Annotated in this window: 29 protein-coding genes; 21 read left to right on the top strand and 8 right to left on the bottom strand. The window is 58.9% G+C overall.

The genetic code is table 11. The features are described from left to right. Window positions 1-18 precede the first annotated feature (18 nt). The 4 genes from GBC55_RS12200 to GBC55_RS12185 all read left to right on the top strand — a co-directional run bounded on the left by GBC55_RS12200 (window position 19) and on the right by GBC55_RS12185 (window position 3,386). Complete coding sequence (locus GBC55_RS12200) at window positions 19-1,113, top strand: serine hydrolase (RefSeq protein ID WP_162438616.1); 1,095 nt, start codon at window positions 19-21, stop codon at window positions 1,111-1,113. Then, window positions 1,110-1,430 (top strand): amidase, encoded by a 321-nt coding sequence (locus tag GBC55_RS12195; RefSeq protein WP_162438617.1) that lies wholly within the window; start codon window positions 1,110-1,112, stop codon window positions 1,428-1,430. Before GBC55_RS12200 ends, GBC55_RS12195 begins: the two co-directional genes overlap by 4 nt. A gap of 206 nt (window positions 1,431-1,636) precedes the next feature. Then, a complete protein-coding gene (locus GBC55_RS12190) occupies window positions 1,637-2,227 on the top strand; it encodes a YceI family protein (protein WP_162438618.1) in 591 nt (196 codons plus the stop codon). Window position 2,228: 1 nt separating this feature from the next. Further along, complete coding sequence (locus tag GBC55_RS12185) at window positions 2,229-3,386, top strand: phosphatidylserine/phosphatidylglycerophosphate/cardiolipin synthase family protein (protein WP_162438619.1); 1,158 nt, start codon at window positions 2,229-2,231, stop codon at window positions 3,384-3,386. A 132-nt stretch (window positions 3,387-3,518) separates the two neighbouring features. Here the strand turns inward: GBC55_RS12185 and bglX are convergent, their stop codons facing one another. Continuing rightward, complete coding sequence (gene bglX / locus GBC55_RS12180; RefSeq protein WP_162438620.1) at window positions 3,519-5,810, bottom strand: beta-glucosidase BglX; 2,292 nt, start codon at window positions 5,808-5,810, stop codon at window positions 3,519-3,521. 237 nt (window positions 5,811-6,047) lie between these two features. On the opposite strand from bglX, the gene GBC55_RS12175 reads away from it, so the two are divergent. From GBC55_RS12175 to GBC55_RS12150, 5 genes are all read left to right on the top strand, one after another. After that, entirely contained in the window at window positions 6,048-6,656 is a 609-nt protein-coding gene (locus GBC55_RS12175) for a LemA family protein (protein ID WP_162438621.1), read from the top strand. A 76-nt stretch (window positions 6,657-6,732) separates the two neighbouring features. Beyond that, window positions 6,733-7,482 (top strand): TPM domain-containing protein, encoded by a 750-nt coding sequence (locus GBC55_RS29810; RefSeq protein WP_162438622.1) that lies wholly within the window; start codon window positions 6,733-6,735, stop codon window positions 7,480-7,482. 27 nt (window positions 7,483-7,509) lie between these two features. Beyond that, complete coding sequence (locus GBC55_RS12160) at window positions 7,510-8,127, top strand: TPM domain-containing protein (RefSeq protein ID WP_162438623.1); 618 nt, start codon at window positions 7,510-7,512, stop codon at window positions 8,125-8,127. Window positions 8,128-8,259: 132 nt separating this feature from the next. After that, a complete protein-coding gene (locus tag GBC55_RS12155) occupies window positions 8,260-8,559 on the top strand; it encodes a helix-turn-helix domain-containing protein (protein WP_162438624.1) in 300 nt (99 codons plus the stop codon). Continuing rightward, window positions 8,546-8,902 carry a putative holin gene (locus GBC55_RS12150; protein WP_162438625.1) on the top strand — a complete coding sequence of 119 codons (357 nt, stop codon included), beginning with the start codon at window positions 8,546-8,548 and terminating at the stop codon, window positions 8,900-8,902. Before GBC55_RS12155 ends, GBC55_RS12150 begins: the two co-directional genes overlap by 14 nt. A gap of 302 nt (window positions 8,903-9,204) precedes the next feature. Here GBC55_RS12150 and GBC55_RS12145 read toward each other — a convergent pair whose 3' ends face one another. Further along, the gene (locus GBC55_RS12145) at window positions 9,205-9,630 is read right to left on the bottom strand and encodes a helix-turn-helix domain-containing protein (RefSeq protein ID WP_162438626.1); all 426 of its coding nucleotides are present in this window, start codon (window positions 9,628-9,630) and stop codon (window positions 9,205-9,207) included. A gap of 300 nt (window positions 9,631-9,930) precedes the next feature. On the opposite strand from GBC55_RS12145, the gene GBC55_RS12140 reads away from it, so the two are divergent. From GBC55_RS12140 to GBC55_RS12130, 3 genes are all read left to right on the top strand, one after another. Then, window positions 9,931-10,209 carry an ogr/Delta-like zinc finger family protein gene (locus GBC55_RS12140; protein WP_162438627.1) on the top strand — a complete coding sequence of 93 codons (279 nt, stop codon included), beginning with the start codon at window positions 9,931-9,933 and terminating at the stop codon, window positions 10,207-10,209. Between the two features lie 2 nt (window positions 10,210-10,211). Continuing rightward, window positions 10,212-10,574, top strand: coding sequence for a hypothetical protein (locus GBC55_RS12135; RefSeq protein ID WP_162438628.1), 363 nt, complete (start codon window positions 10,212-10,214; stop codon window positions 10,572-10,574). Window positions 10,575-10,706: 132 nt separating this feature from the next. Beyond that, window positions 10,707-11,921, top strand: a complete 1,215-nt coding sequence (locus tag GBC55_RS12130; RefSeq protein ID WP_162438629.1) for an SAM-dependent methyltransferase — start codon at window positions 10,707-10,709, stop codon at window positions 11,919-11,921. 45 nt (window positions 11,922-11,966) lie between these two features. Here the strand turns inward: GBC55_RS12130 and GBC55_RS12125 are convergent, their stop codons facing one another. Continuing rightward, window positions 11,967-12,884, bottom strand: coding sequence for a DMT family transporter (locus GBC55_RS12125; RefSeq protein WP_162438630.1), 918 nt, complete (start codon window positions 12,882-12,884; stop codon window positions 11,967-11,969). Between the two features lie 286 nt (window positions 12,885-13,170). On the opposite strand from GBC55_RS12125, the gene GBC55_RS12120 reads away from it, so the two are divergent. The 3 genes from GBC55_RS12120 (at window position 13,171) to GBC55_RS12110 (ending at window position 14,595) form a co-directional block, all read left to right on the top strand. After that, complete coding sequence (locus GBC55_RS12120) at window positions 13,171-13,752, top strand: DJ-1/PfpI family protein (protein WP_162438631.1); 582 nt, start codon at window positions 13,171-13,173, stop codon at window positions 13,750-13,752. A gap of 13 nt (window positions 13,753-13,765) precedes the next feature. Further along, entirely contained in the window at window positions 13,766-14,071 is a 306-nt protein-coding gene (locus GBC55_RS12115; protein ID WP_162438632.1) for a ribbon-helix-helix domain-containing protein, read from the top strand. A gap of 179 nt (window positions 14,072-14,250) precedes the next feature. Next, window positions 14,251-14,595, top strand: a complete 345-nt coding sequence (locus GBC55_RS12110; protein WP_162438633.1) for a YegP family protein — start codon at window positions 14,251-14,253, stop codon at window positions 14,593-14,595. 130 nt (window positions 14,596-14,725) lie between these two features. Here GBC55_RS12110 and GBC55_RS12105 read toward each other — a convergent pair whose 3' ends face one another. Next, on the bottom strand, window positions 14,726-15,613 hold the full coding sequence (locus GBC55_RS12105) for a dihydrodipicolinate synthase family protein (RefSeq protein ID WP_162438634.1): 888 nt from the start codon (window positions 15,611-15,613) through the stop codon (window positions 14,726-14,728). A 29-nt stretch (window positions 15,614-15,642) separates the two neighbouring features. Beyond that, window positions 15,643-16,425, bottom strand: coding sequence for an aldolase (locus tag GBC55_RS12100; RefSeq protein WP_162438635.1), 783 nt, complete (start codon window positions 16,423-16,425; stop codon window positions 15,643-15,645). A 109-nt stretch (window positions 16,426-16,534) separates the two neighbouring features. On the opposite strand from GBC55_RS12100, the gene GBC55_RS12095 reads away from it, so the two are divergent. Then, entirely contained in the window at window positions 16,535-17,077 is a 543-nt protein-coding gene (locus tag GBC55_RS12095; RefSeq protein ID WP_162438636.1) for an XRE family transcriptional regulator, read from the top strand. Window positions 17,078-17,165: 88 nt separating this feature from the next. Here the strand turns inward: GBC55_RS12095 and GBC55_RS12090 are convergent, their stop codons facing one another. After that, window positions 17,166-18,185 (bottom strand): DUF4917 family protein, encoded by a 1,020-nt coding sequence (locus tag GBC55_RS12090; protein WP_162438637.1) that lies wholly within the window; start codon window positions 18,183-18,185, stop codon window positions 17,166-17,168. A 157-nt stretch (window positions 18,186-18,342) separates the two neighbouring features. Here GBC55_RS12090 and yiaY point away from each other — a divergent pair, with 157 nt between their 5' ends. Next, window positions 18,343-19,491, top strand: coding sequence for an L-threonine dehydrogenase (gene yiaY / locus GBC55_RS12085; RefSeq protein ID WP_162438638.1), 1,149 nt, complete (start codon window positions 18,343-18,345; stop codon window positions 19,489-19,491). 16 nt (window positions 19,492-19,507) lie between these two features. Here yiaY and GBC55_RS12080 read toward each other — a convergent pair whose 3' ends face one another. Together GBC55_RS12080 and GBC55_RS12075 are read right to left on the bottom strand one after the other, a co-directional pair. Next, entirely contained in the window at window positions 19,508-20,704 is a 1,197-nt protein-coding gene (locus tag GBC55_RS12080) for a multidrug effflux MFS transporter (protein WP_162438639.1), read from the bottom strand. Between the two features lie 91 nt (window positions 20,705-20,795). Further along, window positions 20,796-21,284, bottom strand: a complete 489-nt coding sequence (locus GBC55_RS12075; RefSeq protein ID WP_162438640.1) for a DMT family transporter — start codon at window positions 21,282-21,284, stop codon at window positions 20,796-20,798. 77 nt (window positions 21,285-21,361) lie between these two features. On the opposite strand from GBC55_RS12075, the gene GBC55_RS12070 reads away from it, so the two are divergent. The 4 genes from GBC55_RS12070 to GBC55_RS12055 all read left to right on the top strand — a co-directional run bounded on the left by GBC55_RS12070 (window position 21,362) and on the right by GBC55_RS12055 (window position 24,628). Next, a complete protein-coding gene (locus GBC55_RS12070) occupies window positions 21,362-22,291 on the top strand; it encodes a LysR family transcriptional regulator (RefSeq protein WP_247266901.1) in 930 nt (309 codons plus the stop codon). Window positions 22,292-22,346: 55 nt separating this feature from the next. Further along, the gene (locus GBC55_RS12065; RefSeq protein ID WP_162440503.1) at window positions 22,347-22,985 is read left to right on the top strand and encodes a LysE family translocator; all 639 of its coding nucleotides are present in this window, start codon (window positions 22,347-22,349) and stop codon (window positions 22,983-22,985) included. A gap of 18 nt (window positions 22,986-23,003) precedes the next feature. Next, on the top strand, window positions 23,004-24,353 hold the full coding sequence (locus tag GBC55_RS12060) for a GGDEF domain-containing protein (RefSeq protein WP_162440504.1): 1,350 nt from the start codon (window positions 23,004-23,006) through the stop codon (window positions 24,351-24,353). Window positions 24,354-24,469: 116 nt separating this feature from the next. Next, a complete protein-coding gene (locus GBC55_RS12055) occupies window positions 24,470-24,628 on the top strand; it encodes a KGG domain-containing protein (RefSeq protein WP_010462447.1) in 159 nt (52 codons plus the stop codon). Window position 24,629 lies beyond the last annotated feature (1 nt).

Genomic DNA, 24,629 nt, shown 5'->3' with positions numbered 1-24,629 from the left:
TCAGCCGAGCCATCACCCATGTCCAAAGGTTTGTCCCTGTGCTTGATGTTCATGTTCAGCCTCGCAGCTCATGCCGAAAATTGGCCGGCTGAACAATGGCAAACCGGCCCGACCACCTCCGGTCCGGCACTTCAAGCCTTCGAGGCCTACGCCTTTCCACCGCGCGATGACGTCACTCGAAAAGGTATCCGCACCGACGCCTTGCTGGTGATCCGCGACGGTCAATTGATCTACGAGCGCTACGCCGCGCCGACCACCGCCGAGACCCCGCACCTGACCTGGTCCATCAGCAAAAGCCTGATGGCCACGGTCTTTGGTGTGGCCTATGGCGAGGGCCTGTTCCGGCTTCAGGACCCGGCGCTCAAATTTTATCCCGCGCTGAACAAGCACCCGGACCTGACCCTGGCCGACCTGCTGCACTGGGCTTCAGGCCTGGACTGGCAGGAAGACTATGAATATGCCCCGCTGAAGTCTTCGGTGGTGGCGATGCTCTATACCCGTGGTCACGCTGACATGGCCGCGTTCACCGCCAACCATGACGCGTATGCCAAACCCGGTCAGGCGTTTCGTTACTCCAGTGGCGACAGCAACCTGTTGTCCGCCGCACTGAAAAACATCGTCGGCCCGGCACGTTACCCGGACTATCCGTGGACAGCGTTGTTCGACCCGCTGGGCATTCGTCACGCCGTGTGGGAAACCGATGCAGCCGGCACCTTCGTCGCCTCGTCCTACGCCTACCTCACGGCTAGGGATCTGGCGCGCGTGGGTTTATTGATGGCGCGGGACGGACGATGGGGCGACCGGCAATTGCTGCCCAAGGACTGGGTCGCCTTCAACCGTGAACCCTTCTCCCACGTTCAAGCCAATCAGGACGAAGCGGTGCCCGGCGGGCAATGGTGGCTCAATCGAGCCGTGGATGGCGCGCCGACACCCTGGCCAGACGCGCCCGCTGACACGTTCGCCGCGCTGGGTCATTGGGGGCAGGCGATGTATGTGATCCCCGGCGAGCGCCTGGTGATCGTGCGCTACGGTGATGATCGCGACGGCAGCTATCGGCATAACGAATTGCTCAAACTGGCACGTCAGGCCTTTGCCTTGAAGGTGCAGCCATGAGCTTCGTTCGCCGCCGACCGTTTGGCACATTATCACTGCTGCTTTTTATCGCCTTGCTCGGCTGGATCTGGCAGGAACGAACAGCACTGTGGGCGTTTCCCGACATCATCAGTGGCTACACCGCCAAAGAGTATTGTTCGTGCCGGTATGTGATGAACAACCCCGCTGACGACTGTTACAGCTACGTCAAACAGTGGCTGCCTACCAGCGGGTTTACCGATGACGCCGTGAGCAAGCGCGTGACCGTCAGCGGTATGGGGCGCAGCAACAGTGCGGTGTGGATCAGCGACCGCCAAGGCTGCGGACTCAACCCCTGATCACCACCCTCTGTGTAGCAGCTGGCGAAGCCTGCGTTCGGCGGCGAAGCCTTCGCCAATCCGGCCATACAGGTCTACCTGAAACTCCCCAGTGCCTGGTTTGCGACGGCTTCGCCGCCGAACGCAGCCTTCGCCAGCGGCAACAAGTTTGCAATTGTTTCGCGGGCGGTTAAGGTTCGCTCAGGTTTATCTGCCCACGAGTCCCTATGTTCACGCGGTCCCTCTGTAAAAGCCTCGCTTTTGTTCTGCTGGCCGGCACCACGCTGTCGGCCCAGGCCAACTGGTACCTCGATGGCGAGTCCTCGCGGTTGTCGTTCATCAGCACCAAAAATGCCCACATTTCCGAAGTGCAGCGCTTTCTGGTGCTGCACGGCAAGGTCGATCCCAAAGGCCTGGCCGAGGTGGAAGTCGAGCTGGAGTCGGTGAACAGCGGCATCCCGTTGCGTGATGAGCGCATGCGCAAGGACCTGTTCGAGATCCAGACGTTTCCCAATGCGTTGATCACTGCGCAAATTGATCTACGCCCGATCAACGATCTCGCGCCCGGTGCTCAACTTGAATTGCGCTTGCCAGTCACGGTCAATCTTCACGGTAAAACCCACCAATACAACGCCGAGCTGCTGGCGACCCGTCTCGATGATCGACGTTTCCAGGTGGTGACGCTCGAGCCTTTGGTGATCAATGCCGAAGACTTCGACCTGGCGCCCGGTCTGGAACGGTTGCGCAACGTCGCCGGACTGTCGGCGATCAGTCTGTCGGTGCCGGTGGGTGCGGTACTGATTTTCACGGCGCGCTGACATGGCCGGTGCGATCTTTCCCTGGCGTGAAGGCAACAGCTTCGAACTGCTGATCGACGGTCCGCAGTTCTTTCCGCGAATGCTGGTGGCGATTGCCCGCGCCGAGGAACAGGTCGAACTCGAGCTGTACCTGGTCGAGGCGGGCGCGTGCGCCGAGGCCATGGTGCAAGCGTTGATCCAGGCAGCCGAGCGTGGTGTGCGCGTGCGTTGTCTGTTCGATGACTACGGCAGCCTTGCCTTCACCCTGACCCTGCGGCAGCGATTGATGGCGGCGGGTGTGGAGCTGCGTTTCTACAATCGTTTGAGCTGGCGGCGCTGGGTGGGCAACTTCTATCGCGATCACCGCAAACTGTTGCTGGTCGATCAGAGCCTGGCGGTGGTCGGGGGCACGGGGGTCACCGATGAGTTCTGGACGCCGGGCGAAGATGTCAGCGAGTGGCACGAAGTAATGGTGGAAATCACCGGCCCCCTGGTAATCGACTGGCAACTGCTGTTCGACCGCCAGTGGATCGCCAACCGCCATCGCCGAGCCTGGAAGCCCGCCTCGCATTTCGGTTTGCCGCGACTGCCGCGCATACCGTCCACGGGCGAGGGCATGGGCCGGGTGGCGTACGCCGACGCCCGCCAGCACCGCGACATCCTGCAGTCGCTGGTTCGCGCGCTGAACAGCGGGCAGAAACGGATCTGGCTGGCCACGCCGTATTTCCTGCCGACCTGGAAAGTCCGTCGCTCACTGCGCCGCGCCGCATCACGGGGGATTGATGTGCGCCTGTTGCTCACCGGGCCGCGTACCGATCATCCATCGGTCCGTTACGCCGGCCATCGTTATTACCCGCGCCTGCTCAAGGCGGGGGTGAAAATCTTCGAATACCAGCCGTGTTTCCTGCACCTGAAAATGGTCTTGATCGATGATTGGGTCAGCATCGGCTCGTGCAATTTCGATCACTGGAACCTGCGTTTCAATCTGGAAGCCAACCTTGAGGCCCTTGATCCTGGACTGACCCGGGCAGTGGCGGCGAGTTTCGAGAAGGATTTTGCGTTGAGCCAGGAGGTGAGCCTGGAGGCATGGCAACGCCGGCCGCTGTGGCGGCGTGTGAAGCAAAGGATCTGGGGCTGGGTGGATCGGCTGGTGGTCAATCTGCTGGATCGTAGGGGGTAGTCGTCACACACTCAAAATATTGTGGGAGCGGGCTTGCCCGCGATGGCGGCCTGACAGACAACGTAGATGTTGGATGTTATGGCCTCATCGCGGGCAAGCCCGCTCCCACAGTGATTCGCAGTGTCCGAAGGGTTACAGCAACTCAAAACTCTGCTGCGTCACGTCCTGAGAATCCAGGCCGATCTGCACGTTGAACTTGCCCGGTTCCGCCACGTACTTGAGCTGAGCGTTAAAGAACTTCAGGTCATCCTCGGTGATGGTGAAGTGCACGACTTTCTGTTCGCCGGCCTTGAGCATGATTTTCTGGAAGTTCTTCAGCTCCTTCACCGGGCGAATCATCGAACCGGTCACGTCCTGCAGGTACAACTGCACCACGGTTTCGCCGTCACGCTTGCCCGTGTTTTTCACCATGACGCTGGCGTCGAGCTTCCCGGTCTTGTTCAGCGTGGTCGACGACAACGCCATGTCGGTCAGGCTGAAACTGGTGTAGCTCAAGCCGAAACCGAACGGGAACAGGGGGCCGGTGGTGTCATCGAAATACTGCGAGGTGTAGTTGCCCGGTTTGCCAGGCGTAAACGGCCGGCCGATGCTCAGGTGGTTGTAGTAAGTCGGAATCTGACCCACTGAGCGCGGGAAGGTGATTGGCAGTTTGCCCGACGGGTTGTAGTCGCCGAACAGCACATCGGCGATGGCGTTGCCGCCTTCGGTGCCGCTGAACCAGGTTTCCAGAATTGCGTCAGCCTGCTCCTTCTCCTGCAGAATCGACAGCGGACGACCGTTCATCAGTACCAGCACCAGTGGTTTGCCCGTGGCTTTCAGGGCCTTGATCAGCTCGCGCTGGTTGACCGGGATGTCCAGGTCGGTGCGGCTGGAGGATTCGTGGGACATGCCACGGGATTCACCCACGGCGGCGACCACCACGTCCGCGTCCTTGGCGGCTTTCACCGCTTCATCGATCAGCACTTGAGCCGAGCGTGGATCGTCTACCACTTCCGGTGCATCGAAATTAAGGAAGTTCAGGTAATCGAGGACCTTCTTGTCGCTGGTGATGTTGGCGCCACGGGCATAAATCAGCGTCGATTGCCCGCCCAGCGCGGTGGTCATGCCGTCGAACAGGGTGACGGACTGCGCAGGCCTGCCGGCGGCTGCCCAGCTGCCCATCATGTCGATCGGCGCCTTGGCCAACGGACCGACCAGGGCAATCTTCGCGGTTTTCTTCAGCGGCAGGGTTTCGCCCTGGTTTTTCAACAAGACCAGGCTGCGGCGAGCAACGTCGCGAGCCTCGGCGCGATGCAGGCGGCTGTCGGCGTTGGTGTCGGCCGGATCATCCTCGGCCTTGCCGATACGCAGGTACGGATCCTTGAACAGGCCCATGTCGTACTTGGCGTCGAGCACTGCGCGCACGGCGTTGTCGATATCGCTTTGCTTGATCTCGCCAGCTTTCAGCAGGCCTGGCAGTTCCTTGCCGTAGAGCGTGTCGTTCATGCTCATGTGGATGCCAGCCTTGATCGCCAGCTTTGCAGCCTCGCGACCATCAGCGGCAACGCCGTGCTTGATCAGCTCGAAAATCGCCCCGTGGTCGCTGACTGCCAGGCCGTTGAAGCCCCAGTCCTTGCGCAGCAGGTCATTCATCAGCCAGGTATCGGCAGTAGCCGGCACGCCGTTGATCGAGTTCAACGCCACCATGACTCCGCCGGCACCGGCATCGATCGCGGCGCGGTAGGGCGGCAGATAGTCCTGATACATCTTCACCGGGCTCATGTCGACGACGTTGTAGTCGCGACCACCCTCGACGGCGCCGTACAAGGCAAAGTGTTTTACGCTGGCCATGATGCTGTCGGCGGCGTTCGCGCCGGTGCCCTGAAAGGCCCTGACCATTACCCCGGCGATGCGCGACACCAGGTAGGTGTCCTCGCCGAAACCTTCAGAGGTGCGACCCCAGCGTGGATCGCGGGAGATGTCGACCATCGGCGCAAATGTCAGGTCGATGCTGTCCGACGCGGCTTCCTTGGCGGCAATGCGTCCGGACAGGCCGATGGCGTCCATGTCCCAGCTCGAAGCCAGGGCGATGGGAATCGGGAAAATGGTGCGATGGCCGTGGATCACGTCATAGGCGAAAAACATCGGGATCTTCAAACGGCTGCGCATCGCCGCGTCCTGCATCGGACGGTTTTCCGGGCGGGTGATCGAGTTGAACGTGCCGCCGATGTTGCCGGCGGCGATTTCCTTGCGGATCATCTCGCGTGGCATTTCCGGGCCGATGCTGATCAGGCGTAGCTGGCCGATTTTTTCATCGAGGGTCATTTGCTTCATCAGGTTATTGATGAAGGCGTCCTTGTTTTCCAGAGGTGCGGGCGTCGTGGCGGCCAGTACGGTATGACTGGCCAGACTGACGAACAGGCCCAGCAAACACAGCTTCTTCATGAATAGTTTTCTCGAAAGCCTAAACGGCAGTGACGACGCGCCGGTCAGCCAAAATTTAGGGAGCGACTATTGTTGTTCAGGTAAATGCAGCAAACTTCTGAACTGTTTTAATCCTGGAGCATCTTTTAGCCCATCGGCTGGATGCAATCCAGTGGCGGCGCCGATTATGCCCCAAGAGCCGTGTTCAAAGTTCGCAGGTTGTTTTTTCAACGGAATGTGCAAGGGAGCGTCAACCGAATGAACGTACGACACCATTATCGATCGAGCCTGCAAGTGGCAGCGATGCTGTTGCTGACCACACTGCTGGCGGGTTGCGGCATCAACAACATTCCCACCCTCGATGAGCAGGCCAAAGCCGCCTGGGGCCAGGTGCAGAACCAGTACCAGCGCCGCGCCGACCTGATCCCCAATCTGGTGGAGACCGTGAAGGGCTATGCCAAGCACGAGGAAGAAACCCTGACCGCAGTGATCGAAGCCCGGGCCAAGGCCACTTCGATCCAGGTGGACGCCAGCACCCTCGATAATCCGGAAAAGCTCAAGCAGTTCCAGCAGGCGCAGGATCAACTGACCGGTGCGCTGAGTCGCTTGATGGTGGTGTCGGAGCGTTATCCGGACCTCAAGGCCAATCAGAATTTCCTGGCGTTGCAGTCGCAGCTCGAAGGCACCGAGAACCGTATCGCGGTCGCTCGTCGTGATTTCATTCTGGCGGTGCAGAAGTACAACACCGAGATCCGAACCTTCCCGGGTCGCCTCTGGCATAGCGTGATGTACAGCGATTTGCCGATCCGCGAAACCTTCGAGGCAACCAGCCCCGATGCGGACAAAGCACCTCAAGTGAAATTTTGAAATATCACCACCAACAGTGATGGCAGGTGAATAACCCTGTAGAAGCCGGTCTGCTGGTGCACGGATGAGGTTGCCAATGCGCGTGTTGAAAGTTGGCCTGGTGCTGCTGCTTTGGGTGTTCACCCTGGCGGCACAGGCCGAGTTGAAATTTCCCCAGCTGACCGGGCGGGTGGTCGATAACGCCGGGATGATTGATCCCTCCGTGCGCGACCAGCTGACCCAGCAGCTCCAGGCCCATGAGAAAGCCACTGGCGAGCAATTGGTAGTGGTCACGGTGCCGGATCTGCAGGGCACTGATATCGCGGACTTCGGTTATCAGCTAGGTCGCTACTGGGGCATTGGCCAGAAGGACAAGAACAACGGCGCGCTGTTGATCGTTGCGCGTGATGATCGCAAGCTGCGCATCGAAGTCGGTTATGGGCTGGAAGATCGCCTGACTGACGCGCAGAGCTCGGTGATCATCAATCAGGTGATCACGCCATCGTTCAAGAGCGGCAACTTCAGCAAAGGCATCAGCGACGGTGTCGCCGCGATGCTGGTGGTACTGGGTGGCAATCCGCTCGATGAACCGTCCACGGTGTACGAATCCAGAGGCGATCCGGGGGCTGACTTCGTGTCGCGGCATCCCGGGGTATTCGTGTTTCTGGTGATGCTGTTCATTCTGGTGGTGTTCGTCTACCAAATGCTCGGCATCATGCCCAGCGGTGGTGGTCGAGGCGGTTCGGGAGGCGGTTTCGGCGGCGGCGGATTTGGTGGCGGTGGCGGCGGGGGCTTCAGCGGTGGCGGGGGCAGTTTCGGGGGCGGCGGTTCGTCGGGTGGCTGGTGAGAAAAATAATGAGCGAGCGTCTTTGAAATGGCATTACTGAATGAACACGAACAACGCAAAGTCGCCGAAGCGATTGCCCGTGTCGAGCGCGAGACGGACGCCGAGCTGGTGACCGTGCTCGCTGCTCGCGCCGACGACTACGCGTATATCCCTTTGTTATGGGCCAGCCTGCTGGCGCTGGTGGTGCCGGGTGTCGTGCATTATCTGACCGGCTGGCTGACCTTGCACAGTCTGCTGCTGGTGCAATGGGCCAGTTTTATCGTGCTGTGCCTGGTGTTCCGAATTCCAAAAATCACCACCCGCTTGATCCCGCGTTCAGTGCGTCATTGGCGGGCTTCGAACCTGGCGCGTCGGCAGTTCCTCGAACAGAACCTGCATCACACTGCGGGTGGCACCGGCATGCTGATCTTTGTTTGCGAAGCCGAGCGTTATGTCGAGATTCTGGTGGATCAAGGCATCTCCAGCCGTCTCGACAACAAGAGCTGGGATGACATTGTGTCGGCGTTCACTTTGCAGGTTAAGCAGGGGCAGACGTTGCAGGGTTTCGTAACGTGCGTCGAAGCTTGCGGCGAGTTGCTGAAAGTGCATGTGCCGGTGACGCACGTGAGGAACGAATTGCCGAATCGGCTGGTGGTGTTGGGCTGAGCATCACCGGTCACTTGTGCCTCTGCTTATTACAAACCCGTCCCGTTGTTTGAGTTCCTGCTTGTCTTCAACATCTCCTTCCATTAACGAACGCCCTGCATCGGGCGTTCTGACCTGGAGGGAGGTTTTGTCATGTCTGCGAATCAACCGCTCGACCCTTTTTTATGTGCCTCGCTCAGTGGCGAAGAGCGTCCGCCCGCACAACTGACGGCGAAAGAAACCGAAGCCTTGCTGTGGTGCTTTCAAGGTAAAACGTCCTGGGAAATAGCCAGAATCCAGAACTGCTCGGAGTCGACGGTCAACTTTCATTTCACCAATATCCGCCGCAAGTTCGCCGTCAATTCACGCAGTGCGGCCTTGCTCAAGGCGATTGAGTTGGGCTTCATCAACGTCGAAAAGAGTGAATCGGGAGGCTCTGATGAGCGTCACTGATTCGGCCTATAACAGTGTCGGCGGACTGCTGCTGGGACTGGGTATCGGCACACTGCCCTCTATCGACGGTGAGGCACTCTTCGGTGCCGCGCTCGGCGCATGGCTCGTTACCACGACTCGCAGTAACTTCAAGGCCTGGCAGCGTATCGGCTCGTTATTGTTGTCGGCGGGCGTCGGCTACCTGTTCACACCTGTCGCGTTGCCGCTGGCACCTTTTCTGACCGGGGGCGTGACGGCATTTCTCTGCGCACTGATCGTCATCCCCCTCAGCATCAAGGTCATGCAATGGATTGATGGCGTCGGTATTGGCGAAATCATCCGGCACCTGAGAGGGCGAGGGTGATGAGTGGTGCAATGACGCTCCTTGTGTACATAACGGGTATTGCTCATTTGCTGAGCGCATTCAGGCTGGCCTGTTATCGGCGAGACGAAGCACGTCGTTGTTGGCGAGATGGTCTGTTGATCAGTTTGTGTGGAAGCCTGTTTTGCCTGGCGGGCATGGACGTACTGCTAACGTTTACGCCCGTCAGCCCATGGCATGCAGGAATCAGTGTCCTGGCGTGCGCGCTGATTTTCCGTAGCGGCGGAAACATCATGGTGTTGTGGTATGCATTGAAGTAACGCGTGCGGGGGGCTTCTATTACGTTATGTGTCGTTAACGTGTTGAAGCGCCGACAGGATAGAGGACATTTCCGCCAGCTTGAGTTCCAGATCGCGCAAGCGCGTCTTTTCTTCAAGTGCGCGTTGTATGACACAGCGATCATCGTCGTCGAGCAAGCGCCACAGCGCGAGCACTGTATTTTCACGCAGGGTGTTTTCCCGGCTGGTTTCGAGGGTGTTTACGTGTGTTTGCCGCAGCATCGGCCCTACACCCAGCAATAACCAGTCGAGAGAGATGCCCCGTGCTTGCGCCAATTCTACGCATAATGAGTATGGCGTGCTGTCGCGACCTTTCCAGCTGCTAAGGGTCTGCGGGCTAATTTTTAGCGCTGATGACAAAGAAGCATCGGTAGTTGTGCCGGTAATATGCTTCAGGCGAGCCAGGACGCCTTGTGATTTTTTGCTACGCAATTTGAGCGTTTTCCTTTTGACATATGCTTTTTGAATACCTAACGTATGCACAATGAGTTGTTTTTATCTTGTGAGTAATCAATCTTCCACTATGAGTCAGAAGAACACGATGTCGAAACTTCCTAATGGTATCAGGGTAATTTCCTACGAGCTTGGCTTGTACCCACTCAGCGACTGCCCGATGCACTTTCTTGCGTCTGGCAGACGTTATTCGCATGGCCGGACCGTGCCGATCAGTACGTCAAGCAGTATTGCGTTTGATCAGGTTGATTACCACCAGATGACCTCCGGGATTCAAGCATGAGCACCTACAAAATGGTTTGTCCGCACTGCCTGAGCCGGATGCGCATTCGAACCAGCGAAGGGCGTCATATATTCCTGCGAGTGGCTTATCTGCAATGCACGTCCGAAGCCTGCGGCTGGTCGGTGCGGGCCGAGTTCGAAATGACCCATGAATTGTCTCCGAGTGGTATGCCCAATCCCGCTGTGCGTTTGCCGTTCGCCGGGCCGGATTTGCGTAGCGCCGCCCGGCCCGTTGTGGTCAGCCCCGCGTCGTCAGAATTGCACCCGGAGTCCTGAGCATGACGGAAGTTGACGAGTATTTTGAACTGCATGAGGATTTGCTGGATATTGCTCGCTTGTTCCTGGCTCGACATCAGACCGATACATTGATCGATGACCAGGTATTGTTCTGTCGCGCCGTCAAGCACTTGCAGGATCTCGATGTGCCGATGCATTTGGCTGAAAGGCTGGTCAGTCATGCCTATGGCCTCCTCAAATCCAGCAACGACCGCCGCCGTCTGGATATGGACGCAAGCACGGAAACCATCGCGGTAATCACTGATCCGGCCAATGGCCTGACCTGGGCGGTACCGGTGGGATTGATCGTCAAATACATTATTAATTCGCCGAATAATCGCAAACTTCGCTTGGTTGAGCCCTGAAGTCAGTGATCAAACATTCAGGTCTTGGGACGGAGCGACCAGGGCCTGGAAAAATAACACCGTGCCCTAAGACTCCATCCCCCCTAAAATAACGGTCATTCCCGATCCGCATCGCCCGAGGCCGTTACTTTCATGTCTATCACCGCTACTCCTGCCAGTCTCGCGCCGGATCACCACGCTCAATTCGTTGATCTGCTGCAATCGAGTCTCGATCAGAACGCCTTCATCAAATTGGTGCTGGCCAAGTACGTGGGCCCCGAAGCGGACTTGCAGCGACTCATCGTCAAGCAGCTGACAGTCAAGGATCAGCCTTGCCTGTCCTTCGTTTATCGCTACAAAACCCGCGACATCACCAAAAACCTGCCCCTTGCCGAGGGCGTCGAGGTACTCGCCTCGCTGTTACCTGCCTCGTTCAAAAATGCACACTTGCTGTCGTTGACCGATGAAGTTCAGCTCGAATACAGCAAAAAGGGCAAAAGTTCGCTGTTCAAGAGTAAACCTCAGCAATTGCGTGAGGTGCCGTCCGCTGAGCACAACCGCGAGAAAAACCGCTTCCTTGACCTGAGTCGGCCATTCCTCGCCGATCTGGGCGTGACCAACAAGCAACATGAACTGATCCCGGCAATGTCGCGGAAATGGAAGCAGATCAACAAGTTCATCGAAGTGTTCAGCCATGCGCTGACCACCTCGCCGCTGGCATTGGACAAGCCGGTCCAAGTGGCTGATTTCGGCTCGGGCAAGGGCTATCTGACGTTCGCCATCCATGATTACCTGCGCAACACCTTGAAAGCCGAAGGCGTGGTGACTGGCGTCGAACTGCGTGAAGACATGGTCACGCTGTGCAACGCCGCTGCCGAAAAACTCGAACATCCGGGGTTGGTGTTCAAGTGCGGGGATGTGCGCAGCGTCGCGCCGAGCGAGCTGGATGTGATGATTGCGCTGCATGCGTGCGACATTGCCACCGATTACGCGATCCATACCGGTATCCGCTCCGGCGCCTCGATCATCATGTGTTCGCCGTGCTGCCACAAACAGATCCGCCTGCAAATCCAGAGCCCGGCGCTGCTCAAGCCGATGCTTCAATACGGTCTGCATTTGGGCCAGCAGGCCGAGATGGTCACCGACAGTTTGCGGGCGTTGTTTCTTGAGGCCTGTGGATACGAGACCAAGGTGTTCGAGTTCATCTCCCTGGACCACACCAACAAGAACAAGATGATCCTGGCGGTCAAACGTGCCGAGCCGGTGGACCCGGCTCAGCTGCTGGTGAAGATTCAGGAGCTGAAGGATTTCTACCACATCAGCGAACATTGTCTGGAAACCCTGTTGCGGGCTGACGGGTACCTCTGATCCTGTGGGACGAGCCCGCTCGTAATGGCGGGCTGACTTCAACGGTTATGTTGTACGCGATGTCCCCTTCGGGATCAGGCGTGCTTCCGCCGTTGACTGGACGGCGGTCCTGCGCCCCAGCATCACCGTCACGATCACCCCGGCGGCAAACAGCCAGGTGATCGGCTCGATGTGTTCACCAAAGAACAGCGCTGAAAAGGCGATGGTGAAGAAGATCTGCAGCAACTGGATCTGGCTCACGCGAGCAATGCCGCCCATCGCCAATCCGGCGTACCAGGCAAAAAAACCGATGAACTGCGAAAACAGCGAGACGTAGCCAAACGCCCACCAGGTCCTGGCTGATATTGCACCCTGGTGCTGAAACGCCAGGTACGTCACTGGCCCGATCAGCAGCGGTGTCGACAGCACCAGTGCCCAGCAAATCACTTGCCAGCCCCCCATCTCCTTGGCCAACCGGCCGCCTTCGGCGTAACCCAACCCGCCTACGGCAATCGCGCCGAGCATCAACAAGTCCCCCGCCTGGATACTGCCGGCACCGCTGATCAGCGCGTAACCGAGCACCAGCGCACTGCCCAGGGCGGCGCAGGCCCAGAAAGCTTTCGAGGGGCGTTCGTGGGACAACCAGGCGGCATACAGCGCGACGCAAAGGGGCTGCAACCCATTGACCAGCGCGCCATGGGACGCCGGCAAAGTTTGCATGGCCCAGGCTGACAGGACCGGAAAGCCGAGGATCACGCCGGCGATCACCAGCGTCAGCCCCTTGAACTGTTTCCACGTCGGCCATTTCTCGCGGTGCCACAACAACAGCAGCGCCGCCGGAACCGCGGCGACCAGCGCTCGGCCCAGACCGTTAAGCAGCGGATGCATTTCCTGCACGACGATGCGCGTGAAGGGCAGGGTGAGGCTGAAGATCACAACGCCGAGCAGACCGAGGGCCATGCCGGTGTTTTCGCGTGAGGACATGATGGCAACCAGAATCGAAGGTGACGGGAGTCGCCTTATCTAGCCATAAACCCGTGGTTTTGGCGCTTACAGTCAGGCGCAGAAATATCCGTACAGTTGAGGGTAATCCCCTCAACGTAGGAGCTGCCGCAGGCTGCGATCTTTTGATCTTGCTTAAAAAAATCCCCCCCAAAAAAGCTGCCACCTATCCATAACAACAGCCCAACCGTAATAACCGGTTATTACCCACCCCCACAGATAAAGACTACTTTGAATACTCCACGCATTCCCCAAAGGAGCCCTCCCCATGGCCGCTAAAAAAATTCTGATGCTGGTCGGCGATTACGTCGAGGATTACGAAGTAATGGTGCCGTTCCAGGCGCTGCTGATGGTCGGCCATACGGTGCACGCCGTTTGCCCGGACAAGACTGCAGGCCAGACGGTACGTACCGCGATCCATGACTTCGAAGGCGACCAGACCTACAGCGAAAAACCGGGTCATTTGTTTGCGCTTAACTTCGACTTCGCCAAAGTCGCGGAAGCCGACTATGACGCGCTCCTCATCCCCGGCGGTCGTGCGCCTGAGTACCTGCGCTTGAACGACAAAGTCCTTGAACTGGTACAAGCCTTCGATAAGGCCGGCAAACCGATCGCCGCCGTATGCCACGGCGCGCAACTGCTGGCGGCGGCGGGAATTCTCGAAGGTCGCGAGTGCAGCGCTTACCCGGCCTGCGCGCCGGAAGTTCGTCTGGCGGGCGGTACGTTCATCGATATCCCGGTGACGCAAGGTCACGTCCAGGGCAATCTGGCCACGGCGCCAGCCTGGCCAGCGCATCCTAACTGGCTGGCCGGCTTCCTCGGATTGCTGGGCACCCAAATCACGCTGTAACGGGGGACATTTCATGTGCGAGCTCTACGTCAAAGCCGATCCGATTCTTTACGAATCGCGCTCCCGCTCGCTGCGCATCTGCGGGGTGGTCACCACCCTGCGCCTGGAAAACCAGTTCTGGGACATCCTCAGCGAGATCGCCGAGGCGGATGGCATGACCACCAATCACCTGATCGCCAAGCTGTATGAAGAGGTGATGGATTACCGCGGCGAAGTGGTGAATTTCGCTTCGTTCCTGCGGGTGAGTTGCACGCGGTATTTGAGCCAGCGACGGGTGCAGGCGCCGGAGTTGTCGGTGGTGCGGGCGGGGGTGAAGTAGGCTGGTTTGTCGGTGATTGTGTCGGCCTCGTCGCGAGCAGGCTCGCTCCTACCTTCAGTTTGCGTACACCGACTGTAGGAGTGTGCCTGCTCGCGATGAGGCCGGTACAGGCGACAAAAATCCCGGCCTGGTCTTTACTCTGAAGCGCGAACCCTCTTATTTGCCAAGGAGAAAAGAGCATGTCTGGATGGTACGAATTGAGCAAAACCAGCAACGGTCAGTTCCGGTTTGTGCTGAAGGCGGCCAACGCTGAAACCATTCTTACCAGCGAGCACTACACCAGCCGCAGCGCCGCCGATGGAGGCATTGCTTCGGTCCAGAAGAACAGCCCGCTGGATGAGCGCTACGAGAGAAAGAGCACCAAGGACGGCCATCCCTATTTCAATCTGAAGGCCGGCAACCACGAGATCATTGGCAGCAGCGAGGCTTACTCCTCCGCCGCTGCGCTGGAGAAAGGCATCGCCAGCGTCAAGTCCTACGGACCGACGACAGTGATCAAGGACAAGACTCTGCCGGTACTTTGAGTCAGACACAACGCACCAATAGGCGCGAGCCTGTTCGCGATGACGGCGGGGCATTCAACAGAGATGTTGAATGTTATGGCCTCATCGCCAGCGGGCTCGCTCCTGCATCGGTTGTGTATTTGCCTTTGGATCAGCGCAACGCCTTCAACAACTCCTGCAACTGACCACAGCCCGCATCGCTCAGCGGGAACACCGGCAATCGCGGGTCGCCCACTTCCAGCCCTGTCGCGCTCAATCCGGCCTTGATCGTCGCGGGCAGCCCACCCTTGAGTATGAAATCCAGCAGCGGCAACTGGCGGTAGAACAGGTCCCGCGCCTTGGCCAGATCGTTGGCCAGTACCGCTTCATACAGATCAAGATTGAGCTGCGGGATCACGTTCGGCGCAGCAGTACACCAGCCTTTCGCACCCGCCGCAAAAGCCTCCAGCGCCAGTGGATTGCAGCCGTTGTAGAAGGGCACCTGGCCTTCGCCCAACAACTGCAGTTTGTGCATACGCTGAATATCGCCGGTGCTTTCCTTGACCATGGTCACGTTATCCACGGCATTGAAAATCCGCAGGATCAAGTCCACCGACATGTCGGTCCCGCTGGTGGCCGGGTTGTTGTAGAGCATGATCGGCAAGTCGATGCTGTCGCCGATGGCGCGATAGTGCGCAAGGATTTCCGCTTCGCTAAGTTTCCAGTAAGACGCCGGCAGCACCATCACCACATCGGCGCCGTGGGTTTGTGCATAGCGGGCACGGCGGACGGCTTTCGCAGTCGTCAGGTCGGAGACGCTAACGATGGTCGGCACGCGCTTGGCCACGTGCTTGATGCTGAACTCGCTGACTTCATCCCATTCCGCATCGCTCAGATAAGCGCCTTCGCCGGTGCTGCCCAGTGGTGCGATGGCGTGAACGCCAGCGTCGATCAGGCGATCGATGGATTGCCCGAGCGCGTCGAGATCAACGCTTTCGCCGTTGGCGGTGAATGGAGTGATGGTGTAGCCGATGATGCCGTGAATGGTGGGGGTCGACATGGTGTCTCTCCTGCAGAAAATCGGTAGGTTCAGTTCAGGCAATCGGCGTGTTGACGCAGGTTCTGCCGAGCGTAGTAGTTGAACGCGGCGCCGTGGCGCTTGGGTTTGGAAATCCAGTCGTGCGCTTCGCGTCCCAGTTCCGGAATGATCGGTTTGATTGTTCCCGCGCTCATCGCCAGCAGTTGCAGCCTGGCGGCGCGCTCGATCAATTGCGCAATGACACATGCTTCCTCAATGGTCGTGCCCGTGGACAACTGGCCATGGTGCGATAGCAGGATCGCCCGCTTGTCGCCAAGAGCACCGGCAATCAGCTCGCCTTCTTCATTCCCCACTGGCACACCCGGCCACCCTTCGAGAAAGGCACAGTCGTCGTAGAGCGGGCAGAGGTCCATGTGGGAAATCTGCAGCGGCACTTCGAGCATCGACAGCGCCGCAACGTGGGTCGGATGGGTGTGAATGATGCAGTTAACGTCCGGCCGTGCGCGGTATACCCAGCTGTGAAACCGGTTGGCCGGATTGGGCATGCCGTGGCCTTCCAGTACTTCCAGGTCTTCGTTGACCAGCAGCAGGTTGCTCGCGGTGATCTCGTCGAAACCCAGGCCCAGTTGCTGGGTGTAGTAGGTGCCTGGCTGTGGGCCGCGGGCAGTGATCTGGCCAGCGAGGCCGGAATCGTGGCCATTTTCGAACAGAATACGGCAGGTCAGTGCCAGCTTTTGCCGGTCGGTCCACGTATTATCCGCCAGGGTATTTTGCATCTGCGTCAGCGCTTGCTTGACCAGTTGGTCTTTGGGTAGTGCTAATGTCCGGGCCATATCGGTGTCCTTCGTGCGGTTCATGCAAATGACACTAAATAGGCTATATGACACAAAGTGTCATAAGCAAGGACAATACGTCGCTCCCTTGATGGATTAATCGCTCTACATGTCTATCCGTTTGAAATTATTGAGAAAAAAACTTGGTGTGACGCTGGAGGCTTTGGCCGAGAAGTCCGGCATGACCAAGAGTTATCTGTCGAAGGTCGAGCGGGGCTTGAACACGCCGTCGATTGCGGCTGCGTTGAAACTGGCCAAGGCGCTGAACGTGAAGGTCGAGGAGCTGTTCTCCGAAGACAACGTCAGCCTCGACAGCTACAGCCTGGTGCGCAGCGATGAGCGCCAGTCCCTGGCCGCCAATGACCAGAGTCCCGGTTACGCCGTGCTGGCTCATCAGGTGAGTGAGCGCAGTCTGCTGCCGTTCATCATTTATCCGCCCACCGAATTCGTCGACAAGGCGTTCAAGGAGCACATCGGGGAGGAGTTTTTGTTCGTCCACGAAGGGCAGGTGGAAGTGGATTTCATGAATGAGCGGGTGCTGCTCAACCGTGGGGATGCGCTGCACTTCAATGCGCAGAAGCCTCATCGGATCCGGTCAGTGGGTGAGGTTCTGGCGCAGTTGCTGGTGGTGGTGCATAGCAGCGAAGAGTGAAGGTGATCCCTGTAGCCGCTGGCGCAGCCTGCGTTCAACTGCGAAGCAGTCGTGATTTATCGGCAGAATCGGTGCTACAAGGATCGCTTCAGACCTCAACCGGGACCGTCAGCCTGGAACTCCCCAGCGGGTGCGTCTTGGAATCAAAAAACCGCAACTCGCTGCCCGTGCCCTCGAACACCTTCGCGTAATGCCGTTTCTGGTGCTGAACGAACGCCTTGCTGCGCGGCTTGATCGAGATGGCGACCACCTTCGGTTTCGCCTGACGCAGTGCATGAATGATGTGACTGTCCTGTTCGCCCAGGGCATGACCGAAGAGGCACAGCCCCTCGTCATGACCGAGTAACTGGTCGTAGCAGAACGACAGATAGTCCGAGCTGCGAATAGTCTTGAGCTTGTCCTGCGACGGGCCTTCGTTGACGAACAGCGGTACATCGTCCAGCGTCTTGATCGTATTGTTGATCGCGAAACTGCCCAGCAAGGTGCCCTCGGTCGACATCAGCTTGCGCGCTGTGCCGTCCTGATTGCGTACCAGGTGCAACCCGCCATGCAGGTACAGCAAACGGGTTTTCTCGGTGGCTGTGCGGCTCAAATCAAAACCCGGTTCGGCGCCCTGGAACAGGTCGGTGATGGAGTCCGGCTGGTGCTGAATGGCCCAATAGTTGAGCAAGTCGTAATTGGTGGTGAACACCGTCCGGTAGCGGGCCAGTTCCTCACTGATGGTCGCCAGGGTCGCCGGCACCACCAGTCGCCAGGGGATATGCACCGCATGCACGGTGTTGATCAGCGCTTCCTTGATCGCGTAGTAGCGATTGCGCGGCGCGGCGGAGCTGACGGCCAGGGCCTTGTTCACGCGACTGGTGGTTTTCAGTGCGCTGAGGACTTGCTCGAAGCTGCGCGTCTGCATCGCCTCGAACACGCTGAGCTCGGACTGGCTCAGGGGTTTTTCTTCGACGGTGCGGGCGTTTTCGAACAGCGAGTCGTAGCCGAAATCGTCCCACACCGCGCGGCTGGCGCCGTTGCCCAGCAGCAAGCCGCTGAACGTAGCGGTGGTGCGCAAGGCGTTCCAGTCTTCAAGTTGGGCATCAACATCCTGGAAATCGGTCATTGCGTTGGTCGTCTCGAAAGCAAAAGGTCTGATGGGCGGCGACTTTATCACGACCCGACGTTGAGCCAGATCAAGTTACCGCACCCTGGATGAGTTGATCCTGTCGGTATCCGCTGGTTCGTCTTCGCCGATCCGGCTCCCGTCAGGAGATTCGCTCATGAGCAGCACCTTTTTCATTCCCGCCGTCAACATCATGGGCATCGGTTGCCTCGACGAAGCCATGGTCGCCATTGGCAAATACGGCTTTCGCAAGGCGCTGATCGTCACTGATACCGGGCTGGCCAAGGCCGGCGTGGCGGCGATGATCGCCGGGAAGCTGGCGGAACTGGACATCGACTCGGTGATCTTCGACGGCGCCAAGCCTAATCCGAGCATCGCCAACGTCGAGCTTGGCCTCGGTCTGCTCAAGGAAAGCCAGTGTGATTTCGTAGTGTCCCTGGGAGGTGGTTCGCCCCATGACTGCGCTAAAGGCATTGCCCTGTGCGCGACCAACGGCGGGCAGATTCGCGACTATGAAGGGGTCGATCAATCCGCCAAGGCGCAACTGCCGCTGATCGCCATCAACACCACCGCCGGCACCGCCAGCGAGATGACCCGCTTCTGCATCATCACCGACGAATCGCGCCACGTGAAAATGGCTATCGTCGACCGCAATGTCACGCCGCTGCTGTCGGTCAACGACCCCGCGCTGATGGTTGCCATGCCCAAAAGCCTGACGGCCGCCACCGGTATGGACGCGCTGACCCACGCTATCGAAGCCTATGTGTCCACCGCTGCCAATCCGATCACCGATGCCTGCGCGTTGAAGGCCATCACCTTGATCAGCAACAACCTGCGCCTGGCCGTGCGCGACGGCCGCGACCTGGCGGCACGGGAAAACATGGCCTACGCGCAGTTCCTCGCGGGCATGGCGTTCAACAATGCATCACTGGGTTTCGTGCATGCCATGGCGCACCAGTTGGGTGGTTATTACGACTTGCCACACGGTGTTTGCAACGCCGTGCTGCTGCCGCACGTGCAGAGCTTCAACGCGCTGGTCTGCGCAGATCGCCTGACCGACGTGGCCCACGCAATGGGTGCAGACACGCGCGGCTGCAGTCCGGAAGAGGGCGCTCAAGCGGCCATTACGGCCATTCGCACCCTGGCCCATGACGTGGAAATTCCCGCCGGTTTGCGCGAACTCGGCGCCAAGCTCAACGACATCCCGATCCTCGCCACTAACGCCCTCAAGGACGCTTGCGGCCTGACCAATCCCCGGACGGCGGATCAGCGTCAGATCGAAGAGATTTTCCGCAGCGCGTTTTAAGTTGTTTGTGAACCCCTCAATCACTGTGGGAGCCAGCCTGCTGGCGATGGCGGCAGGACAGACTGGGCGCGAGCTTTACGCAGAGCATCGCGCCCAGCGCGAGCAAGGTACACAGCAAGGAAAGTGGCCAGGCTTGTTCGCTCGCGATCAGGCTGGCAATCGCGCCGATCACAGCGGCCATCAACTGGTGGATGAAAACGCTGAGCGCCATCGCATATGCACCGCCAACCGGCGAGCCGTCGTTGGCCAGTGACAGGCTGATCGGGTAGTTCAACGATTGACCGAACACCGCAACGCAGTAGGGCAGCCAGAACAGCAGAGCGATTGAAGTACCCAGGAAACTGCCCAGCAACATCACCGCACTCCCGGCCAGTACCAGCCCTACACCGGCCGCCATCATGCGTCGCTGGCCTGTGCGAAGCACGAAGCCATTGACTGCCAATGCCCCCAAAAAATACGCCGCGCTGATGGGCCAACCCAACAGTCCGTAATCCACCGCGGACCAGTTGAAGGGGCCTTGCAGAATCAGCGGCGCTGCCGTGTTGAACGCGATGATCACCCCATAACCGAGACCACCGGCGAGGGCCGGCAACACAAAGGCCCGGTCACACACGATTCGCCCGTAACTCCGCCAGGCGGATGACTGGGCGCTCTCGTCGTCTCGAATGGGAAACGGCACACGCGCCACCCCCATCGCCATCAAAAGACTCACACTGCCCAGCAGATAAAAAATGGCGGACCAACCCAACGTCACCTGGATGATCGACCCCAGATACTGGCCTATGCCTAGCGCGACGACGAAAGAGATCGAAATCCAGGACAGCGCTTTGGCCAGCAGGTCACCGCGAAAACTGTCGCGAATCAGCACCCGGGCCATCACCGAAATGCCGCTCGCGCCAATGCCTTGAACCAGTCTTAACGCCAGGAATGATTCAAGCGTCTGGCCCAGAGGCAGGGCGAGGTTTGCCACCCCGTAGATACCCAGTGCCGCGAGCAACACCGGTTTTCGCCCGATGCGTTGGCTGAGACTGCCCCAGAACAACATCGGCAGCGCCATACCAATGAGATAAACCGCCAGCCCCCACGAAACCTGCGAGGCATCGGCAGACAGATACCGGGCCATCTCCGGCAATGCCGGCAGGTAAATGCTCATGCCCAGTTGGGCGAGGAAAACAGTGCTGCAGGTGACGAGGAGGGTGGTGCTGCTTTTCATGTAAAACCTTGGCACTGATCGGCAGGGATTTTGATTGCGGCAAGACTATACCCGGCGGGCGGCCCGACGCCGATAAGTCCATGAGTTTCCCTCAACCCGCCGTCACCAGCGCTTTACCCGGACTGTCACTGAACTGAATCAGCACCACCCCGGCAATCAACAACACCGCCCCTAGCACGCGCGGCAAGGTCATTTGCCGCTCGACCAATCCGAACAACCCAAAGTGGTCGAGCACTAGCGATGCAACCACTTGTCCTGCCAGCGCCAATGCAATAAACCCCGACGCCCCCAACTTGGGCAATAGCATCAGCGCCAGCGAAATAAAGCACACCCCAAACGCACCGCCGGCCCACATCCACAACGGCGCTTTGGTGATGAATGCCAACGTTGGCAACGGCAAGCGCATCGCCACAATCACCGGCAACAACACCACGATGCTGACCAGTAACGAGGCGAGCGTTGCCCATAACGGATGTCCGAGACCTCTGCCGAGATTGGCGTTGATCGCACTCTGAAAAGGCACCACCGCCCCGGCTATCACGGCCAACAGCAGCAGACCGGCCCAATGCAACGTCGTCATGATGAAACTCCAACAGGTTTTGCTGGACTCTAGAGTATTCGTCGCGCAGATTTAAATTCCAAATTGCTATGCAGAACATGCATCAGATGAATGATCTAAGGCGTATTGACCTTAACTTGCTGGTGATCCTTGACGCTTTGCTCATGGAGCAACACGTCACCCGCGCAGCCGAGCGCCTGCACCTCAGTCAACCGGCGGTCAGCCATGCGCTGGCGCGGCTGCGCGATCTGCTCGGCGATCCGTTACTGGTGCGCGCGGGCGCCACGCTGGTGCCAACGCCGCGGGCGCTGGAGTTGGTCACGCCCTTGGCCGAAGTGCTTGCTCAGGTGCAATCGCTGCTGGCGCCGAATACGTTCGATCCGGCCACCGCCAAACGCACCTTTCGCCTGGCGATGTCCGATTACGGGGCTGCGATCGTCTTGCCGGGGCTGTTTCGAACCTTGCGGCGTGATGCACCGGGTATCGATCTGCAGATCAGCCACGCCAGTCGCGAAGGGATGCTTGATGCCGTACTGAATGGCGACATCGACATGGCCGCCGGGGTCTTTCCGGAGATACCGAATGAACTGCGCAGCACGGCGTTATTCGATGAGCATTACGTGTGCCTGGTCGACCGTAACAGCCTGCCAACCGGTGGTGAGCTGGACCTGCCGACATACCTGTCACGGCCCCACGTTCTGCTGGAAATGCGCGGCAGTGGCACACCGGAAATCGAACGGACCCTGACGGCACTGCGTGCTCGCCGGCGTGTGTCGATCAGTCTGCCACACTGGAGCGTGGCCCCCGCGTTCATCAGCGGTACGGATCTGATTCTCACGGTGGCCTCTCGCGCGGTGAGCAACGTTGATGAGCGGTCATTGATCGTGGTGCCGCCGCCGTTCAAGATTTCCGCGTTTACCTTTGTCCTGGCGTGGCATAAACGGCGGAGCGGAGATCAGGCGTTGAATTGGTTAAAGAACGAAATCGAGCGATTAATGGTCTGTGACGTCCCGCCGGTACCCTGCTAGCTCAACAAACGCAGTAGACTCGCGAGCATTCAGCGCACCTCGAACAGGAGTTCCCATGACCCCCACTCTGCTACTGGCCGTTCTCGCTTCGGGCTTTATCTATGCCATTACACCGGGGCCTGGCGTGCTGGCAGTATTGGGCATTGGTGCTGCACGTGGAAGGCGGGCCGGGGCGGGGTTTCTCTGCGGGCATTTACTGGGCGATGTGATCTGGTGCAGTACGGCGCTGATAGCGATTGTCGGCGCGCGGGAAATTGGCAGCACGGCGTTCGACGTGTTGGGTGTGATCAGCGGCCTTTACCTGTTTTGGCTCGGATTGCGCGCAGTACGTGCCAAGCGCAGCAGCGCCGAAGTGCCTCAAGGGCCAGCACGGCAGCCGTTCTGGCATGGCATCCTGTTCGGGCTGACCAATCCTAAAGCCTATCCGGTGGCGGTGGCGACGTTCACCGCACTGCTGTCCAGTCGTGCAGAGTTGCTGCACTGGTCGATGTTGCCCTGGCTGATCGCGCTGAGTTTCATCGGAGGCCTAATCGCCTACGCTATCCTCATTGGCATCGTCGGCGCCCGGCAGGTACGCACTGTGTACCAGCGTCATGAACTGTTGATCACCCGGTTGTGCGGGGTAATGTTTATCGGTTTCGCCATCAATGCTCTGGTGCATGCAGTGCCGGGATTGGTGGCGAGCAAGACTTGAATCTGATCGCAGGGCACCATGGAAAGCAGAAATTCCGCGCCGCTGGCGAGCTACATCGATCTACTGCTGGACGCCGTGTGTGCGGTCGATAAACAAGGTCGTTTCGTGTTTATCAGCGCTGCCTGCGAACAGGTTTTTGGCTACACCCCCGATGAGTTGATCGGCAAGGCGATGATTGATCTGGTGCATCCGGCCGATCGACAGCGGACCCTCGACGCTGCGCGGGAGATCATGGGCGGCGAGCCCAAGCTGAATTTCGAGAACCGCTACCTGCGCAAGGACGGTCGGGTGGTGCATATCCTCTGGTCGGCCCGCTGGTCGGAAGTCGATCAGCTGCGCATTGCGGTGGCCCGCGATATCACCGGGCGCAAGCAGGCCGAATCCCGGCAGGCGGCGTTGTACGCGATCTCCGAAGCGGCCCATGCCGCAGAAGATTTGCTGGCATTATTCAAGCGTATCCATTTGCTGATCGGTGAATGGTTGCCGGCGATGAATTTCTCCGTGGCCTTGTATGACGAGCACTGTTCACAGCTGAATTTCCCCTATCACGTCGATGAACTTGAACCGCAACCCGAACAGCCGGGAACGGTCACCGGGCGCTTGTGCGCAGAGGTTATTCGCAGCGGGCAACCAATTCTGCTGACCCCGGATCAAGGCAACGCTCCTGCGGGGTTCGAGGCGTTGGTGGCGGGCCAGGAATCTCCCTGCTGGTTGGGCGTACCACTGAACTCGCAAAACGGCACCATTGGTGCTCTGATCGTCAAAAGTGTTGCGGGCGGCGAGCGCTACACCGAACAGGACAAGGAATTGCTGCAGTTTGTGTGTGCCCAGGTGGCCACCGCGATCGAGCGCAAGCAACTGCATGCCCGCCTCGAACGCATGGCGCAGTACGACGCGCTGACGCAACTGCCCAATCGCGCGTTACTCCGTGACCGTCTGAAAAGTTCGCTGACATTGGCTCAGATGGACGGCGGCCGCATGGCGCTGCTGTACGTCGATCTCGACCGCTTCAAGGAGGTCAACGACAACCATGGCCATTCGGTGGGCGATATGTTGCTGCAAGCGGTGGCCAGTCGGCTCAAGGGCTGCGTGCGCGAAACCGATACGGTAGCCCGCATCGGCGGCGACGAGTTCGTGGTTTTGCTGCACAGCATTCATGCTGCGGAAGACGCCGACAAAGTCGCGCAGAAAATCCGTCAGGTATTGGCGCAGCCACTGCGCCTGGACGGCCACAGCTTGACCATTCGGACCAGCATTGGCGTCGCGCTGTACCCTGAACACGGCACTGAGGAGAAGCAGTTGTTCAGACACGCCGATGAAGCGATGTACACCGCCAAGCGCCAGTATCACTTACGCCTCGACGCCTGAAAAACGGCCACCGTTCGTCGCAGCGTTTGTAGCTTTTCTAAACCTTTTGGGGCTGTGAAATTCTGATCCTATGCGGGCTCCTGCTCGCCGCGATCATTACCAAGAGGTAGAGAATCATGCCTAACTCAAGAAACTCGAACTCGGGAAACTTCGCCAACGATCGAACGAAGGCGTCTGAAGCCGGTCGCAAAGGTGGGAAAACAACTACCACGACTGTCGATAAAGACCCTGCGAAACCCGATATGGGCCGCAAAGGTGGTCAGAAATCCAAGTAGT

Origin of the sequence: Pseudomonas sp. TNT3 (assembly GCF_010095445.2) — a bacterium.
GTDB lineage: Bacteria > Pseudomonadota > Gammaproteobacteria > Pseudomonadales > Pseudomonadaceae > Aquipseudomonas.
The sequence above is the reverse complement of the archived record's forward strand: the minus strand, read 5'-3'. Positions and strand labels throughout refer to the sequence as shown.